This window comes from Arthrobacter cryoconiti (assembly GCF_020905375.1).
GTDB classification, from domain to species: Bacteria; Actinomycetota; Actinomycetes; order Actinomycetales; family Micrococcaceae; genus Specibacter; species Specibacter cryoconiti.
In genome coordinates this window covers 1-16,167 of sequence record NZ_JAJJBU010000011.1, presented here as the reverse complement: position 1 = coordinate 16,167, position 16,167 = coordinate 1, and the positions used below count along the sequence as shown (strand labels likewise).

15 protein-coding genes, 1 tRNA gene and 1 riboswitch are annotated in these 16,167 nt (G+C 58.8%); of the genes, 5 read left to right on the top strand and 11 right to left on the bottom strand.

The genetic code is table 11. The features are described 5' to 3' along the window. Positions 1 to 135: 135 nt before the first annotated feature. The 4 genes from LOH53_RS06425 to LOH53_RS06410 all read right to left on the bottom strand — a co-directional run bounded on the left by LOH53_RS06425 (position 136) and on the right by LOH53_RS06410 (position 4,882). Positions 136 to 1,668, bottom strand: coding sequence for a UDP-N-acetylglucosamine 1-carboxyvinyltransferase (locus tag LOH53_RS06425; RefSeq protein ID WP_230066907.1), 1,533 nt, complete (start codon positions 1,666 to 1,668; stop codon positions 136 to 138). A 237-nt stretch (positions 1,669 to 1,905) separates the two neighbouring features. Then, entirely contained in the window at positions 1,906 to 2,688 is a 783-nt protein-coding gene (locus tag LOH53_RS06420; protein ID WP_230066906.1) for an energy-coupling factor transporter transmembrane component T family protein, read from the bottom strand. 11 nt (positions 2,689 to 2,699) lie between these two features. Continuing rightward, the gene (locus LOH53_RS06415) at positions 2,700 to 4,241 is read right to left on the bottom strand and encodes an ABC transporter ATP-binding protein (RefSeq protein WP_376991773.1); all 1,542 of its coding nucleotides are present in this window, start codon (positions 4,239 to 4,241) and stop codon (positions 2,700 to 2,702) included. A 14-nt stretch (positions 4,242 to 4,255) separates the two neighbouring features. Continuing rightward, positions 4,256 to 4,882 (bottom strand): ECF transporter S component, encoded by a 627-nt coding sequence (locus LOH53_RS06410; protein WP_230066904.1) that lies wholly within the window; start codon positions 4,880 to 4,882, stop codon positions 4,256 to 4,258. A gap of 46 nt (positions 4,883 to 4,928) precedes the next feature. Continuing rightward, positions 4,929 to 5,048, bottom strand: a riboswitch (TPP riboswitch). Between the two features lie 114 nt (positions 5,049 to 5,162). Here LOH53_RS06410 and LOH53_RS06405 point away from each other — a divergent pair. After that, complete coding sequence (locus tag LOH53_RS06405) at positions 5,163 to 5,423, top strand: DUF4235 domain-containing protein (protein ID WP_230066903.1); 261 nt, start codon at positions 5,163 to 5,165, stop codon at positions 5,421 to 5,423. A 44-nt stretch (positions 5,424 to 5,467) separates the two neighbouring features. Here the strand turns inward: LOH53_RS06405 and mnhG are convergent, their stop codons facing one another. The 6 genes from mnhG to LOH53_RS06375 are packed head-to-tail and all read right to left on the bottom strand — an operon-like array spanning position 5,468 to position 11,840. Then, positions 5,468 to 5,890, bottom strand: a complete 423-nt coding sequence (gene mnhG, locus LOH53_RS06400; protein WP_230066902.1) for a monovalent cation/H(+) antiporter subunit G — start codon at positions 5,888 to 5,890, stop codon at positions 5,468 to 5,470. After that, on the bottom strand, positions 5,887 to 6,153 hold the full coding sequence (locus tag LOH53_RS06395) for a monovalent cation/H+ antiporter complex subunit F (protein WP_376991771.1): 267 nt from the start codon (positions 6,151 to 6,153) through the stop codon (positions 5,887 to 5,889). Before LOH53_RS06395 ends, mnhG begins: the two co-directional genes overlap by 4 nt. A gap of 5 nt (positions 6,154 to 6,158) precedes the next feature. Next, the gene (locus LOH53_RS06390; protein WP_230066900.1) at positions 6,159 to 6,737 is read right to left on the bottom strand and encodes a Na+/H+ antiporter subunit E; all 579 of its coding nucleotides are present in this window, start codon (positions 6,735 to 6,737) and stop codon (positions 6,159 to 6,161) included. After that, positions 6,734 to 8,359: a Na+/H+ antiporter subunit D gene (locus LOH53_RS06385; protein WP_230066899.1), complete on the bottom strand. Its 1,626-nt coding sequence runs from the start codon at positions 8,357 to 8,359 to the stop codon at positions 6,734 to 6,736. Before LOH53_RS06385 ends, LOH53_RS06390 begins: the two co-directional genes overlap by 4 nt. Further along, a complete protein-coding gene (locus LOH53_RS06380) occupies positions 8,356 to 8,850 on the bottom strand; it encodes a Na(+)/H(+) antiporter subunit C (protein WP_230066898.1) in 495 nt (164 codons plus the stop codon). The genes LOH53_RS06385 and LOH53_RS06380 overlap by 4 nt, the downstream gene beginning before the upstream one ends. Continuing rightward, positions 8,847 to 11,840, bottom strand: a complete 2,994-nt coding sequence (locus LOH53_RS06375; protein ID WP_230066897.1) for a Na+/H+ antiporter subunit A — start codon at positions 11,838 to 11,840, stop codon at positions 8,847 to 8,849. Before LOH53_RS06375 ends, LOH53_RS06380 begins: the two co-directional genes overlap by 4 nt. A gap of 171 nt (positions 11,841 to 12,011) precedes the next feature. Between LOH53_RS06375 and LOH53_RS06370 the strand changes: the two genes are divergently transcribed. After that, on the top strand, positions 12,012 to 13,355 hold the full coding sequence (locus tag LOH53_RS06370; RefSeq protein WP_230066896.1) for an MFS transporter: 1,344 nt from the start codon (positions 12,012 to 12,014) through the stop codon (positions 13,353 to 13,355). Here LOH53_RS06370 and dcd read toward each other — a convergent pair. Then, positions 13,352 to 13,927: a dCTP deaminase gene (gene dcd, locus LOH53_RS06365; RefSeq protein ID WP_230066895.1), complete on the bottom strand. Its 576-nt coding sequence runs from the start codon at positions 13,925 to 13,927 to the stop codon at positions 13,352 to 13,354. The genes LOH53_RS06370 and dcd overlap by 4 nt on opposite strands. Before the next feature lie 144 nt (positions 13,928 to 14,071). On the opposite strand from dcd, the gene LOH53_RS06360 reads away from it, so the two are divergent. The 3 genes from LOH53_RS06360 (at position 14,072) to LOH53_RS06350 (ending at position 16,108) form a co-directional block, all read left to right on the top strand. Next, entirely contained in the window at positions 14,072 to 14,557 is a 486-nt protein-coding gene (locus LOH53_RS06360; protein ID WP_230066894.1) for a cation:proton antiporter regulatory subunit, read from the top strand. Positions 14,558 to 14,564: 7 nt separating this feature from the next. Continuing rightward, positions 14,565 to 15,743 carry a cation:proton antiporter gene (locus tag LOH53_RS06355; protein WP_230066893.1) on the top strand — a complete coding sequence of 393 codons (1,179 nt, stop codon included), beginning with the start codon at positions 14,565 to 14,567 and terminating at the stop codon, positions 15,741 to 15,743. Positions 15,744 to 16,034: 291 nt separating this feature from the next. After that, positions 16,035 to 16,108, top strand: a tRNA-Gly gene (locus tag LOH53_RS06350). The last annotated feature ends 59 nt before the right edge of the window (positions 16,109 to 16,167 follow it).

Below are 16,167 nucleotides of genomic sequence, written 5' to 3'. Positions count from 1 at the left end.
CGGTTACATCCGGGGCACTTCCACCCAACCCTCGGTTACATCCGGGGCACTTCCACCCAACCCTCGGTTGCTTTTAGCGTGCGCGGAGCGCGGACTCTCGCTTGCCGCCGTCGAACTTTGCCGCCGTCGAACTTTTCAGTCTTGGAAGTACTCGATCTCTGCGCCCACGGTGTTCAGACGCTCGGCCAGGTCCTCGTAACCGCGTTCGATGACGTAGATGTTACGCAGTTCGCTGGTCCCCTTGGCTGCCAGCATCGCTAGCAGGATGCAGGCTGCCGGTCGCAGAGCCGGCGGGCAGCCGATCTCCGCTGCGCGCCACGCGGTGGGCCCCTTGATGTCGATGCGGTGGGGGTCCAGCAGTCGGACCCCGGCCCCAAGGCGGTTCAATTCCGTCAGATAGATCGCCCTGTTCTCATAGACCCAGTCATGAATAAGCGTGGTTCCTTCGGCGCAGGAGGCGATCACTGCGAAGAACGGGAGATTGTCAATGTTCAGACCCGGGAACGGCATGGGATGGATCTTGTCCGTAGCCGCACGCAGCTCGGAAGGCAGCGTCGTAATATCCACCAGTCGTGTCTTGCCATTGCGAGCCGTGTACTCCGCGGACTTGATGTATCGAAGCCCCATTTGCTCGAGGATCTTGAGCTCAATTTCCATGAATTCGATGGGAACGCGGGTAACCGTCACTTCTGACTTAGTCACAATTCCGGCCGTGATCAGGCTCATGGCCTCGATGGGATCTTCGGAGGGAAAGTACTCAATGTCAACGTCAATTCGCGCCACTCCGTGAATGGTCAAAGTTGTGGAGCCAACTCCGTCGACTTTCACGCCCAGCCCTTGGAGGTAGAAGCACAGGTCCTGAACCATGTAGTTGGGACTGGCGTTGCGGATCACAGTGCGGCCTTCGCGATGCGCGGCAGCCATGATGGCATTTTCGGTGACGGTGTCCCCGCGTTCAGTCAACACGAAAGTACGGTCTACGGAGTCGCTGAGCGGAGCTTGCACTTGGTAGAAACCGTTGTGCGCGGTGACGGCGAGACCAAACTCGCGTAGTGCCTGCATGTGTGGCTCGACAGTGCGGGTACCAAGATCGCAGCCTCCAGCGTAGGGAATGCGGTAGGCGTCCTCTTCATCCAGCAGGGGCCCCAGAAGCATGATGACGGAGCGAGTGCGCTTTGCGGCCTCCACATCCATGGCGGCTAGATTCAGGACGGCTGGACGACGGATTTGCAAGTCGTTGGCGTTGAGCCATTTACATTCGACGCCGATACTGGTCAGCAGCTCCACGATCCGGTTAACTTCTTCGATCCGCGCCAGCCGCCGCAAGGTGGTGGTCCCGCGATTGATGAGGCTGGCACATAGGAGTGCCACGCCGGCGTTTTTACTGGAGTTAACCTCCACGCTGCCGGAGAGTTCACGGCCTCCGTGGACTCGAAGGTGCGTCACCACGTTTTTGGATGAATTACCCACGTTGACAATATTGGTCCCCAAGAGGCTTTCCATGCGCTGGATCATCTTCAGGCTCAGATTCTGTTTGCCTTGCTCCATGCGAGCTACCGCGCTTTGGCTGGTGCCTAACTGCGCAGCAAGTTCAAATTGGGTCCAGCCCCTGTCATTCCGGGCATCGCGTACCAATACTCCAACAGTTTCTGCAGCCACTTGATTCATAATGTCTTTTATATCATGAGATGCATATTTCTTGGCAATTTAGACTGAGTCTAGCAAAATTGATCATTTTCTTGTGAATATATTCACTCCATGCGATACACCGATGGGTGTGATCAACAGCTGATGATCCTCCACCGTACTCCTTTTTCTAGAAGCGCCAGCGCAAAACCCGGGATGAGTTTTGCGCTAGGTACACCATGCGTCGAACTCAAGCCGGGTTTCGCGCTGGCTGAAACGCTAGGCAAACACGGGATTCCACGTGCCCAGTACGACGGCGGCCGCCACGGAAGCCGCCGCAATCAGCACTCCCCCTCCTACCACCACAGCATCGCGGGGACCATAACTTGAAACGCGTGCCCACGTACGCTCTCCGGCACCAAAACCCTTCGCTTCCATGGTGACAGCGAGTCTGGACGCCCTCCTGATGGCCTGCACCAAGAGGGCCATGGCTTGGCCAAGTGACGCCTTGAGTCCGCGGAAGAATCCAGGCTCTCCGCCCACTCCGCGTGCTCGACGCGCCATGCCCAAGGTCTGCCATTCGGCCACTAGGAGACCCACAAGCCGCATGGCGGCGAGCGCCCCCAACACAAAGCGGTGCGGTAGCCGCAGCTTTTGAGCCAACGCATCCGCCAAATCGGTGGGGTCAGTACTGGCCAAAACAATGATGCCCGGCAGCGCAATTGCGAGGCCACGCAACGCTATGGCTATGCCGGATCCCACCGAACCGGTGGTGAACAGAATCGGCCCCAGGGAAAGAAGGACCTCACCTGTTTTTGGGGCCAGCAGCGCCGTACCATATCCGCCCACCAAGGCGGCCACGAGGATCGGCCAGCCGCGGCGCAACAATAATCTGGCACCCAGACCAGCCAAGGGAAGAACCGCAATTTCCAGGACTAACGCCACGGTGGAAGATACCCAATCCACGCTGATCAGCAAGACCCCTGTGATGGCTATTCCGGCACCCAGCTTGGCCAGGGGGTTTGCCCCGGCCAACCAAGCAGAGGAGCGCGTGGTTGCCATGACATCCAGGCTCATCGTTGCACCACTTCCCCCGCTGGGATACTCGGCGTTGAGTCAGCAGCCTGCCCCGGTTCTTCACCCAAGACCAACTGTTCCCCACCCAAAACGTGAGTGAAGGCGGCGTCGTGAGTCACGGAGACCACCGCCGTGCCAGCATCAAGCAACTCCGTGAGTAGGGATGCCAACTCAGCCCACGTGTTGGCGTCCTGACCAAAGGTGGGCTCGTCAAGGACCAACACCTGAGGGCTTGCCGCCAACACCGTGGCAACAGAAAGACGCCTCTTTTCTCCGCCTGAAAGCGTGAACGGGTTGGCGTCGCCGACGTGTTCAAGCCGCAGCCGAGCTAACAATCCATCCACGGACTCCGTGCCGCGTCCCAGCAACCGAGGGGCAAAAAGCAGCTCCTCACGAACACTGCCCGCCACGAACTGGTGTTCCGGCTCTTGGAATACCGTACCTATCCGACTAATCAGCTCCCGCCCGCGCCACTTCAACGGCGAAGATCCGGCACCCCGCGCCAACGCAGCTGTGGCTTCCAAGGTCCCTCCTGCGGCTGGCAACAGTCCAGCCAGAGTGAGCGCCAAGGTGGACTTACCCACCCCGTTGGGCCCTGTCACGCTCAGTGCCTCACCCGCGCAAATTCGTACGGAGGGCACGACGGCGACCGGCTCAGCCCGGTGCCGACGGCCGCTTTTCTTTCGTGAGACAGACAGATCCGATGCTTCCAGCAGGAGACGATCGCCGACGTCGTGCTTAATCGTTGCAATGCGCTGACGAACCGCGGGTATACGTCCGGGCAACCAGACACCCGCAGCAGCGAGCATGTCCGCAGCCTGCGTAAGCACTGTGGCCGGTGGCCCGTCCAGCAGTACACCGCCAGGCTCCCCGGCTGCTGATGGAGCCAGCACCACCACCCGATCCACCACATCCAACCAGACTGAGACTCGGTGTTCGACAACCACCAGCGTGGCCCCGGAGGCATCGAGGCTGCGCCGGACGGCATCACGGACTTCCATCACACCCACAGGATCTAAGTTGGCAGTGGGTTCATCCAGAAGGAGCAGGCCGGGCATCATGGCGAGCATGCCGGCCAGACCCAGACGCTGCTTCTGTCCACCGGACAAGGCAGAACTGGAATGCTCCAGCGGGAGCTGAAGACCCACGGCATCCAAAGCGGCACCAACACGTCGCCATATCTCTTCCCGCGGTACGGATAGGTTTTCCGCGCCAAACGCGACGTCGTCACCAATGCGGGACAGAACCACCTGGGAATCGGGGTCTTGCTGCATGAGGCCCGCACGCCCCCGCGACTGCGCTGCCGGCACACCGTCGATCAGGAGCGAACCGAATTCGTCCGCTCCTTCTTCCGAGCCCAACACCCCGGCCAAAGCGTGCAACAGTGTCGATTTGCCAGCGCCGGATGGCCCCAGCAATAGCACCCGTTCACCGGGTGCTATCTCCAAGTCCAGATCATGCACGGCCTGCCCAGCCCGGCCCGCATGCTGCCAGCCCCACCCTTTCGCGCTAATCCGAGCCGGAACAACCGCCGGGATGTTGACGCCCACGGCTATACAACCGGTTCGGTGGCGGCGCCTCGGGAGGGCAAATTGGCCAGTGCCCCCGTGCGCGCCAGTCCACGTACCGCGAGCCATGACAGCAGTCCCGCAATGACCGCCCCTGACACGGCACCCAAAACGCTGTAGAGCAGCTTCCATTCCAGCGCCCACTCAACATTGGCAATCAGGGAATCGATGAGTCCCATCCCCAGGCCGGACAGTGCACCGGCTAGCATCGCCACGGGAAGTGTGAAACGACGGTAGCGCACGAGTGCGAAGATCACTTCTGCGCCCAACCCTTGAACCAAGCCGGAAAGCAACACCGTGAACCCAAAGTGCGTGCCCAGCAGGGCCTCCACCACAGCGGCAACCAACTCGCAATAAAGTGCCGCACCGGGCTTGCGGATTACCAGTCCGCCGATCACCCCAGCGATCAGCCAACCACCGCCATAAAGTCCGCCTAAGGGCGGAAACGCTGCCGTGAACGCTGCGATGAAACCATATCCGGCGGACCACAGCCAGAAGATGACACCAACTGCCACCGCCAGCACAGAGGCCACCACAATATCCACCACCCGCCAGGTGGTCTTGGCGACGGCTTTGGGATTTGCGGGCGTACCCGCGACAAAATTACTCATGTTTCCTCCTTTTCAGGAGGGGCGGCTGCAACGGTATTTCCGCGCAGCCGAAGAGAACTCGACTCCCTTCGCCGGTACTAGCCGGAGCAGGTTCGAGGGTCTGCGGCGAACCGCACTCTCAGCGCCGGATCCTCTTGAAAAGGATGACGCTCCCCTGTCGTGTTGAATTGCAGACTCAGTCTACTCGGGCGTTGCCGGTGCGGCGAATGAGGCAAAACCGCTAGGCTGGCAGTGCACGTTTCGCACCATCTCGTCAGTTGCCACGTTAAGGAGTTATGAAATGAATATTGTGTTCAAGTTGCTTAGCATGGGAGTGAGCCTCGGTGCCGGGATCGTTGCCAGCAAGATTGTTGACACGGCGTGGGAGAAGAGCACCGGGAACAAGCCACCCAAGGACGGCGCAGACTTGGAAAACAGTATGCGCTCGGCGTTGATATTTGCGCTGGTTTCATCAGCCGTTGCTGCGATCATTCAGGTCGTTGCCGGACGCACCACACAAAAGGCAATAGCGCACTTCAACCAGCACCCCGAAGAGGTCTAAACCGCTTCAGAGGTTCGCCTTGAGAGGTAACGGGCGGGCTTTTGCTAGTGGTCAGGGTTCATTGTCGGTGCGGACGTAGGTGCCGCCTTCGCTGCGCCTCCACCGCCGTCGATGACTGCGCCGCCATCAACGACGGCTTCAACCACGGAATGGAGATCGTCGGTGCTCAGCAGTTCGGGGCGTCGGTGCTTACTTCTGTACCCGGCCCGGCCCACCATATGCGCCGAGACGGGAACTGTCAGCAACTGGAACAGCCATGCCACGAGCAGCGCAGGCAGCAGCGCCCATTGGCGCATTTGTAGGCCGACGGCGACCAGCATCAGAAACAGTCCAAGCACCTGTGGCTTCGTGGCCGCATGCATGCGGCTCATCAAATCGGGGAAGCGCAGCAGTCCAACGGCCGCAGCTAGGCTCATTAGGGCTCCTCCCAAAAGCGCGATTGCGCTCAAAATATCGATGACACTCATGCATCCTCCTTCCGGTGGGAGACAAACCTGGCGACAGCGGTGGATCCAATAAATCCGATCACGCTAAGGACCACCAACAGGGCGAGGTTGTCAGTATTTCGACGCAACGCCATTTCAGTAGCGAGCGCTGCGCCAAAAATTGCCAGCAGGACGTCAGCTGCAATTACCCGGTCCAGCAATGAGGGCCCCACGGCGATGCGGTAGATGGTCCCGGCAGCCGCCAAAGTCAGTATGACGGCTACCGCTGCGCCCACCCATTCCATCCCACTCATGGGCTCTCCTTCACATTTGCTGCGGCTTCGCGCTTCAGAGCGGCCAGATCTGCACGGCTTCCCATAACGCGAATCAGCCGCGCTTCAATGTCCTGAATTCCGCGTCGAACCTTCTCCACGCTTTCCGGTGTGGGAGCGTTCATCGCGTGCACGTACAGCGTTGACGTGCCACGATCCACCTCCACGACCAAGGACCCCGGAATGAGCGAGAGCACATGCCCGGTAGCCGTCATTAGCAGGTCTGATCGACTCCGCAAGGGCACGGCAACGATGGCGTTAGAAATACGGGGCCCTTTCACCACGGCCCAATAAAAGACCTCAATGCTGGCCACTGACACTTCTTTCAGGAACCACAGGGCAAACACGACGGCGCGCAGCACGTTCAGGCGCCCACCCAATTCCACGGGGGGCAGATAAAACACTGAAGAAACACCCACGGAGATAAGCAGGCCAAAAGCCAAATTTCCCGGGCTAAAGTCCTGCCACAAGGCTCCCCAAACCACCACCAACCACGCAAGCAGGGGCAGCCTGTTCAAAAGGGCGCGCCAGATGGCACCCTGGTCTGACCCCCTCACGGCGCCACCCCCGCACCAAAGACTGCCGTGATGTAAGGCGTACGGGCCAGCATTGCCGCTGCTGCCTCATGGCTAAGTTCAAACAACGGTCCGGCGAACACGCTCATGGCCACGCCAAGAAGCACCAGCCCCAGAGTGGAATACACCATCATCGGGGGAAGTATCGGTTTCTCAAGCTCGCCAGAAAAACGGCCCTCGGTTGCGTCCACATGTTTGCTGCTGCGCAGAGCACTCATGCTCCGTCCGCCGGATGAGTCCGGAGCCGTAGCAAGAAGGACGGGGTCGGGGTTTTCGGCGTCGGCCGTACTGCGCCAAAACACCCTGTTCCACACCCTCGCCATGACCAGCAACGTCAGCAAGCTGGCCACCACGCCACCGAGCACCAGCGCGTAAGCGAGCGGGGACCCGTCCGCAACGCCGGCTTGCAGAAGACCCAATTTGCCCAGAAACCCGGAAAACGGCGGTATGCCTGAAAGATTCATGGCGGGGATGAAGTACAGGACGGCAAGAATTGGGGAAAGCTTCGCCAGCCCACCCAGGCGGCCAATGGCGGATGTGCCCCCACGCCTCTCGATCAGACCAGTGACCATAAACAGGCTCGTCTGAATGGTGATGTGGTGGATGACGTAGAAAATGGCGGCGCCTAAGCCAAGCACCGAGGAGAGTCCGACGCCGAAGATCATGTACCCGATGTGGCTCACCAAGGTGAAGGAGAGCATGCGCTTAATGTCCGTCTGTGCCACGGCACCAAGGATCCCCACGAGCATGGTCGCCAGCGCCACCCACAACAGCACCGCGTTTAGCTCGTGGCCGGGAAACAGGAGAGTTTCCGTTCGGATGATGGCGTACACGCCCACCTTTGTCAGCAACCCGGCAAAAACGGCTGTCACCGGAGCCGGAGCGGTTGGGTAGGAGTCAGGTAGCCAGAACGACAAAGGAAAAACTGCCGCTTTGATACCGAATGCCACCAAGAGCATCACGTGGAGCAACTGCTGGGTGCCAGGATCTAGTTGGCCTAATTTTACGGCCAGATCTGCCAGCGTCACCGTGCCGGTAGCCCCATAGACCATCGCGATGGCTATCAGGAAGAGCAACGAGGAAATGACACTGACAACTACGTAGGTTATGCCAGCTCGAATCCGAGAACCTGTCCCGCCCAACGTCATCAATACATAGCTGGCGGTCAGCAGGATTTCAAAGCCTACGTAGAGGTTGAATAGATCTCCGGCCAGAAACGCGTTGGACACTCCGGCCACCATGATCAGGTAGGTCGGGTGGAACACTGAGACGGGTCCGCTTTCTTCCCCATCCGCGGCGCCCTGGCCGGACGCGTAAGCCAAGACGGCCAAGCTCACAGCAGAGGAAACCACCAAAAGTAAGGAGGAAAACTCGTCTGCCACCATGACAATGCCAAACGGCGGCGCCCATCCGCCCAAGTGCACGGCAACAGGGCCAAATTGCCACACGAAGACCAGCACACTCACTTCCAGCGCGAGTGTCAGCGCCAGCGTCGCCAGACTCACACGCCGCTGGGCACGCGGGTGATGGATGAGAACAAACGTCAATGCTGCACCCAAGAAAGGCAAGGCTACTGCTAGAGGAGCCAAGGAGGCCACAGTCATGGTTTCGGCTCCTGTTCAGGTTTCCGCCGAGCAGTCCGCTTCAAAGGTACTAACCGTTCATCCTTGCTTTGAACCGGCTCGTGGAAGTCAGAAGTTTCGATCGCGATTTCCGAATCCTCCTCGGCATCGAACAAATCCTGAGAAGCAACGCGGCGGTCCTCGCGGTCATCTTGGATCTGATCTGCCCGGCTCAATAGCCAGGATCTGTAAATCAAGCTGAGCATGAATGCTGTCACCGCGAAGGAAATCACAATGGATGTCAAAATAAAGGCCTGTGGCAGTGGGTCATTATATTCTGTTGCGGGAATATCTTTGTTGAAGATGGGTGCTAAGCCGGCATAGCCGCCCGTTGCAAGCAACAGGAGGTTGGTGGCGTTGGCCAAGAGCATTAGCCCCAAAAGGACCCGCGTCATGCTGCGTTCCAAGATCAGGTAGATACCCACTGCGTACAGCACACCCATCATCAGGAGCAGCGTCAGGTTCACACTCACCGAACCACCTCCAACGGCTCATCGTCCTCGATCAGTGTGATAGCTCCAATGCCGTCTTCTTGATGTTGGTCAATTTCCGAGCCCAAGCTCCGCAGGACATCGATGACGAGCCCCACCACCACCAGGTACACACCAATGTCGAAGAGTGTGGAGCTCACAAATTTCACGTGGCCAAACAATGGCAGGTCGAAGGAGAAAATTGTGCTTTGGAAAACTTCTCCACCAAAAAGTAAGGGAATCATGCCGGTCACCGCGGCCAAGGCAAGCCCCAGACCCAATAGCGTCCCGGCGGAGATTCGCGTGGCTTCTGCCAACTCAAAGCGACCGCCCGCCAAATACCTGATGGTCAGTGCTAGCCCAGCTACCAAGCCCCCGGCAAACCCACCACCTGTTCCGTTGTGCCCGGCCAGTAGCAGGTAGATGGACAGCACAATGATGCTGTGGAAAACTAACCGGGCCACCACCTCGATGATGATGGAACGCTGTTCCGGCGCCAAGGTGCGGCCAGCCACGAGCCACGGGTTGCCGGGGGTCACGGCGAAGCGTTTGGCCAGTTCGACGGCGGGACCTGCGGGAACCGCCGCCCCGTCAATGCGACCAACACTGCCTGTGGCCACCGTTTCCGCACGGGCCAGGCTCTGGCCGCGGCCCCGCACGAAGATCAGGCTGGCCACCCCGGTGGCAGCTATTGCCAGGACAGAGATTTCGCCAAAGGTATCCCACGCGCGAATGTCCACAAGCGTCACATTGACGACGTTGAGACCACCACCGCCACTGTAAGCCAGTGCAGGCAGAGCCAGACTGACAGGCTCTGCAATTCGAGATCCCATGCTCACAATGGCGGCCATCACCATGGCGCCACCAAACGTGACGCCCAAAATAATGCGCACCACCTTATGGTTACCGGGCGTGCGCGCAGGCAGCCGCGCTGGAAGCGACCGCATGGCAAGCACAAACGCCACCAGCACGATCGTTTCCACCAGCATTTGGGTCAGGGCCAGGTCGGGGGCACCCTGGAGGGCAAAGATTAACGCGACCCCGTAGCCGGTGACGGAGACCATCAAAACCGCCATAAATCTTTTGTTTGCGCGGGCGGCGGCAATGGCACCGACCACTATCACCGCTCCAGCAACCATCTGGAAGGGGGACCCGCCATCCAGAAAGTACCTTTGACCAGTCCACTCTTGTTCCGTTGCCAGCAGAACGGCCCCAATAGATGCGATCGCCGTTGCGAGAATAACGGCAAGGTAGAAGAACAATGAACCACGCTGGGTGCGTCCGGTGACCCAGATGGCTACTCGGTCCAAGGCCACAACTAACTGGCGGTACAGCCTTTCAAAATCCAAGACCCCGGGTATCTTTCGTTGGAGCGCTTCGACACGCTCCCGCAGGAAGAACAGCCCCAGCCCTGCGGCCACGACTGCCGCACTCAATGCCAGTGGCACTGTGAAACCATGCCACAACACCAAATGCATACCCTCTTGTGAATATTGGGAGAACTGGGCGCTGTAAGGGGTGATCCACGTTTCCACTATCCACGGGAACATTCCATAGGCGACGGTGAGAGCCGCAAGCAGAGCTGGTGCGCCAAGAAATAACCAATCGACACGTTTGAACGGTGTGGGCGTGAGAAGACCGCTGGCATCTGGCTTGCGTCCGAAGCCACCCCAGAAGAAACGGGCACTATAGGCAAACGTCAAGATCGAGCCCAAGACCATACCCGCCAAAACCACAGTCCCAAGAAGCGTGCCAGCCGGCCCATAGTTGGCATTGGCTACAAAGGCCGTGAACACGGATTCTTTCGCCACAAACCCGGCCAGTGGGGGCAGACCAGCCATGGAGGCAGCACCAATCAGCGCTACAACGCCCAGCTTGGGAGCCGAGCGGAATACGCCCGATAGTTGACGAATGTCACGGGTACCGGACTGGTGGTCGATGATTCCCACGACCAAAAACAAAGTCGCTTTGAACAGACCATGCGCTAAGACCATGGCGATGCCTGCTAAGGCGGCTTCGCGGCTACCCAAGCCCACTATCACCATGATGAATCCGAGCTGGCTCACGGTGCCGTAGGCCAGAATGAGCTTGAGATCATGCTGGAGCAAAGCCCGCCACGCACCCAACAACATGGTGGACAGGCCCAAGATCATGATGGTCAGCTGCCAATAGTCTGTCCCGGAAAATCCGGGGGCAAGCCGCGCAACGAGGTAGATTCCCGCTTTCACCATGGCCGCGGCATGCAGATACGCACTAACGGGAGTAGGTGCGGCCATGGCACCGGGTAGCCAGAAGTGGAAGGGCAACAGTGCTGACTTAGCGACTGCGCCGATGAGGATCAAAAAAATTCCAACGTCCACCACAGTTCCGGGTTTACCCGCGGCAGCAACCAGCTCAGGAGCCTTCGCCAACACTTCCGAAATACTGTAAGTTCCTGCGCTTTCGCCAACCATGATCAGACCCACCAACATGGCCAGCCCGCCAAAGGTGGTCACTATCAAGGCTTGCAGTGCAGCACGCCGGGCGGCGATTCTCGTCCTGGCGTAGCCAATAAGTAGGTAGGAGAGGACGGTGGTCAGTTCCCAGAACACAAACAGCAAGATGAGGTTATCTGCGGTTACGAGCCCAAACATGACCCCGGCGAAAGCTAGAAGTTGGGCACCAAAGCCCCCCAACCCGGCGTCGTCCGTCTTGAAATACCTGGCGCAATAGGCCAGCACCAAGGCACCAATACCCAGAACCAGCAGGGACATCAGCCAGGAGAGCTCATCCAAAACGAATGTCAGGTTCAGCTCAAGTGTGGGGATCCAACGGATATCCAGCGAGGGATTCATACCGGTTGGGGAATACACGTTCCCGTATTGCGCCAAAAGCCAGACGAAGCTGGCAGCCGGGACAGCAGCCAGCACGTAGAACGCGGCACGGCCCAGTCTGGTGAATAAAATGGGCGCGAAAATAGCCACAATGAAATGCGCACATAGGACTATCAACACTGTGGACTCCGCATGGCTCGGGCAAGGACGTCTGAATCACGGGGGGTGGGGGTCGGTTCCCGACGTTGCTAGCTTATCAAGTGGCACCGACGGTGCCTGGATGGAACCGCAGTAGAAATCGGATGTGTTCACAGTCTCACACGGTGAGCCTGTGCGGATAGCATGTGCCGTATGACTGAATACCCGCCGGCAGCAGCCTACATTTCTCCCGGAGACAGCAAGTCCCCCGGCACGCTCGCGCAGATCATCGCCTGGTCCGCTTGGGATTGGGGCGGCGCTGCGTTCAATGCCGTCATGACGACGTTTATTTTCACCGCGCTTTACCTCACCGGGGACGACTTCGGCGGGGCGGATCACGCCACCACGGTCCTGGCGTTCGCCATGTCCATTTCCGGGCTTGTCATCGCTCTCTTGGCACCTGTGGCCGGTCAGAGATCGGACCACAGCGGACGGCGCAAACTGTGGTTGGGCGTCAATACGCTAATTGTGGCAGTGCTGACCGGCGCGTGCTTTTTCGTCCAGCCACACGAATCGTACCTGTTGTTTGGCGCTATGCTCATTGCCGCCGGGCATGTTTTCTTTGAGATCGCAGGCGTGAACTACAACGCCATGCTGCTGCAAATTTCCAATAAACACACCATCGGAAAGATCAGCGGTTTTGGCTGGGCGGCGGGCTATCTGGGCGGCATTGTGGCACTGCTCATTGTCTATTTTGCGCTGATCAAGCCCGACGTCGGCATTTTTGGGATCACCTCAGCTGACGGCATGACCTACAGGGCAGTGGCGGTGTTCTCAGCACTCTGGATCATTGCTTTTTCCATCCCTGTTCTACTGGCCATCCCTGAAACTAAGCCGGACCCGGCCAAGGCGAAAATAGGTTTCTTCGCCTCTTATGGTGAACTTTTTCGCACCGTGGTACATCTGGGACGCACCTCCCCGCACACGCTGTACTTTCTGATTTCCTCTGCAATTTTCCGCGACGGACTGGCCGCGATCTTCACCTTTGGGGCCGTGCTGGCGGTGGGTTCCTTCGGTTTCAAGACAGGAGATGTGCTGATCTTCGCAATCGCCGGAAACGTGGTTGCCGCAGTTGGCGCACTTTCCGCTGGGTTCTTTGATGACAAGTTTGGCCCGAAGGCCGTGATCGTCACGTCGCTGTGCGGCCTACTAGCCTCCGGCGGGGCGCTGCTGTTTTTGGATGGTAAGAACGCGTTCTGGATCTTCGGCCTGACCCTGTGCCTTTTTGTAGGCCCGGCCCAGTCATCGGCCCGCACATTCATGGGGCGGCTGGCTCCCGAGGGCCAAGAAGGTGAACTCTTTGGCCTCTACGCCACCACAGGACGAGCCGTGTCCTTCTTGGCGCCCCAGCTATTTGCTCTGTCCATCATCATCTTTGGCGCCCAACGCTGGGGCATCATAGGTATTCTGGTGGTCCTGGCGCTAGGGCTAGCACTCCTGATTCCAGTCAAGGCTCCGCCCCACGGTGCTGAGCGGATAGAGCGCGCGGAAGCCTAAACGCTGGTGCGGTGGAAGTTCTGGAACGAACGCGATGCCGTGGGCCCGCGCTGGTTCTGATAGCGGCTGCCATAGACACCCGAACCGTATGGGTGCTCTGCCGGGGAAGAAAGCTGGAAGAAACACAATTGGCCAATCTTCATCCCAGGCCACAGCTTGATAGGCAAAGTTGCCACATTGGACAGTTCCAAGGTGACGTGTCCGGAGAATCCGGGGTCGATGAAGCCTGCTGTGGAATGCGTCAATAGACCAAGGCGACCCAGTGACGATTTACCTTCCAGACGTGCCGCGACGTCGTCGGGCAGGGTGATTGCTTCATACGTGGAGGCTAGAGCGAACTCTCCCGGGTGCAAGATGAACGCCTCGTCAGGCGCCACTTCCACCAAGTGCGTCAGCTCGGGCTGCTCCTCCGACGGATCGATGTGAGCGTAACGGTGGTTGTCAAAGAGACGGAAATACCTGTCAATGCGCACGTCAACGCTGGACGGTTGCACCATTGCGGGGTCGTAGGGATCCAAGGCAATGCGTTTGGACTCGATTTCGGCACGTATGTCGCGGTCTGAGATCAGCACCTTCTAAAAATAGCGCACCGTACCGTTGCCGGACTATTTTTCACCGAATTGATGTTACGTCTTGGGTAGGATCACGAAAAAGTGCCCACAGCTAACAGTGCGTGCAAAAGCGCTGCGAATCTAGAGCTCCACTAAGGTAAGAGCATGAATATTGAAGAGACCCCTCTTCCGGGCATCGGCGTCCGCAGAGAACTACGGCTCGCCACAGGACGCCGCATAGGCGTTGTGACGCATCGAGACGGGCACACGGAACTCATTCTTTCCCGCGTGGACGATCCTGATGCCTGCGCCGCGTCCATTCCGTTGAGTGCCGAAGAGGCCTCGGCGCTGGGCTCACTTTTGGGCTCCGCGCAGCTCATTGCCCAGCTCACCGCGGAACAAAAAAACGTTCAAGGTGTCACAACGCACCAAATCATGATTCGCCCCGGATCCCGCTATGACGGCCGCCCGCTGGGTGAGACAGCGATGCGCACCATGACCGGAACATCAATCGTGGCTCTGCTGCGGGAGAACTCCGTGATCGGCTCACCTCGTCCGGATCAAATCCTTCTAAGCGGAGACTTGGTAGTCATCGTGGGCACAGACGACGGATTGATGGAAGCCGCTGCCATCTTGCAAGCCCGAGCATAGTACCGTCGTGGATCCTACCGCTCTTTCCCTCATCCAGCTGGGCGTGGTGTTCTTCGCGCTCGGCTTTTTGGGACGATTAGCGGGACGGATCGGCATGTCACCGGTGCCCCTGTACCTCTTGGGCGGCCTTGCTTTCGGTGATGGAGGCTTCGTCAACCTGGTCGGGATCGACGGCTTCACGCATATCGCCAGTGAAATAGGGGTCATTCTCCTGTTGTTGATGCTGGGACTGGAATACACGGCCAAGGAATTGGTTACCGGTCTGAAACAGTCGTGGATGGCAGGGCTCTTGGACCTAGTGCTGAACATGCTTCCTGGCGTGATCGTGGCCCTGCTTCTAGGCTGGGGACCCGTGGGTGCCCTTGTCATGGCCGGTATCACCTACTCCTCATCCTCGGGCATCATCGCCAAAGTTTTGGGCGATCTTGGCCGCTTAGGAAACCGTGAAACTCCCGTGGTTCTTGCGGTCTTGGTGATTGAGGATCTGGCAATGGCCGCCTACCTGCCTATTTTGACAGCCGTACTTGCTGGGGTGTCACTGGCTGGCGGGCTAACGGCCGTAGGAATTTCACTTTTTGTCATCACGGTAGTGCTCCTGGGAGCTTTTCGCTACGGGCACCTGGTCTCCAGTGTCTTGGACAGCCCCGATAGGGAATCGTTCCTTCTGAAACTTCTCGGCGCGGCACTACTCGTCGCTGGGTTCGCGTCAGCATTGCAAGTTTCCGCTGCCGTTGGCGCATTCTTGCTCGGCATTGCCATTTCCGGTGGCACCGCAGAGAACGCAACACGCGTGCTTGAACCACTACGCGATCTTTTTGCAGCCATGTTCTTTGTCCTTTTTGGTCTGAACACCGATCCCCGATCGATTCCTCCTGTACTGGGCTTTGCGTTGATTCTGGCCGTCGTCTCAGCAGCAACCAAGGTGGCGACGGGCTGGTGGGCGGCCAGACGGCAAGGTATCGCTTTGCTGGGCCGTGCCCGCGCCGGGGCAGCCCTCATTGCTCGTGGAGAATTTTCCATTGTCATTGCCGGACTGGCCGTGGCATCGGGCGCCGTTCCGCCAGAGTTGGCGGCCCTAGCCACCACATATGTGTTGATCATGGCTGTTTTCGGTCCCATTGCCGCCCGCTACGTGGAATCATTGGTCCGTTTGTTCCAGGGCAAAAAGCCAGAACCGGCTTTCTAGAGCTTGTGGCCATTTTCGCCCGTCTTTTGGTCACTTTCTGGTCGGATTTTGGTCGGATTTTGCGGGGTGACTGGCTGGTGAATGGACAGCGCTTGGCCGCCTTCTCTGTTGGGTGCCCACGGCCACCACGCAAACAGCTCGTGCTCCGCGTCGCCTGACGGACCCGCGCGTTTCACGTTCTTGCGCCGGACACGGACCAGCGCAGTGTGCTGACCACCGCAGTTCATCCGTTAGACTTTTCTTCGAAGCACCACCGCAAGATGAAAGTCTTAGTGGATTAGATGCTTCAATGCGGGCGTAGCTCAATGGTAGAGCGCTAGCTTCCCAAGCTCGATACGCGGGTTCGATTCCCGTCGCCCGCTCCATTTTTTCCGTAGCACACCATACCGAAAGTAGCGCCTCAGTCCATGGACTGAGGCGCTAC

What these genes read in the sequence shown, in the direction of transcription:
- LOH53_RS06425 (WP_230066907.1), bottom strand. Translation starts at nt 1,668, where the DNA reads ATGAATCAAGTGGCTGCAGAAACTGTTGGAGTATTGGTACGCGATGCC.
- LOH53_RS06420 (WP_230066906.1), bottom strand. Translation starts at nt 2,688, where the DNA reads ATGGCAACCACGCGCTCCTCTGCTTGGTTGGCCGGGGCAAACCCCCTG.
- LOH53_RS06410 (WP_230066904.1), bottom strand. Translation starts at nt 4,882, where the DNA reads ATGAGTAATTTTGTCGCGGGTACGCCCGCAAATCCCAAAGCCGTCGCC.
- LOH53_RS06405 (WP_230066903.1), top strand. Translation starts at nt 5,163, where the DNA reads ATGAATATTGTGTTCAAGTTGCTTAGCATGGGAGTGAGCCTCGGTGCC.
- mnhG (WP_230066902.1), bottom strand. Translation starts at nt 5,890, where the DNA reads ATGAGTGTCATCGATATTTTGAGCGCAATCGCGCTTTTGGGAGGAGCC.
- LOH53_RS06395 (WP_376991771.1), bottom strand. Translation starts at nt 6,153, where the DNA reads ATGGAATGGGTGGGCGCAGCGGTAGCCGTCATACTGACTTTGGCGGCT.
- LOH53_RS06385 (WP_230066899.1), bottom strand. Translation starts at nt 8,359, where the DNA reads ATGACTGTGGCCTCCTTGGCTCCTCTAGCAGTAGCCTTGCCTTTCTTG.
- LOH53_RS06370 (WP_230066896.1), top strand. Translation starts at nt 12,012, where the DNA reads ATGACTGAATACCCGCCGGCAGCAGCCTACATTTCTCCCGGAGACAGC.
- LOH53_RS06360 (WP_230066894.1), top strand. Translation starts at nt 14,072, where the DNA reads ATGAATATTGAAGAGACCCCTCTTCCGGGCATCGGCGTCCGCAGAGAA.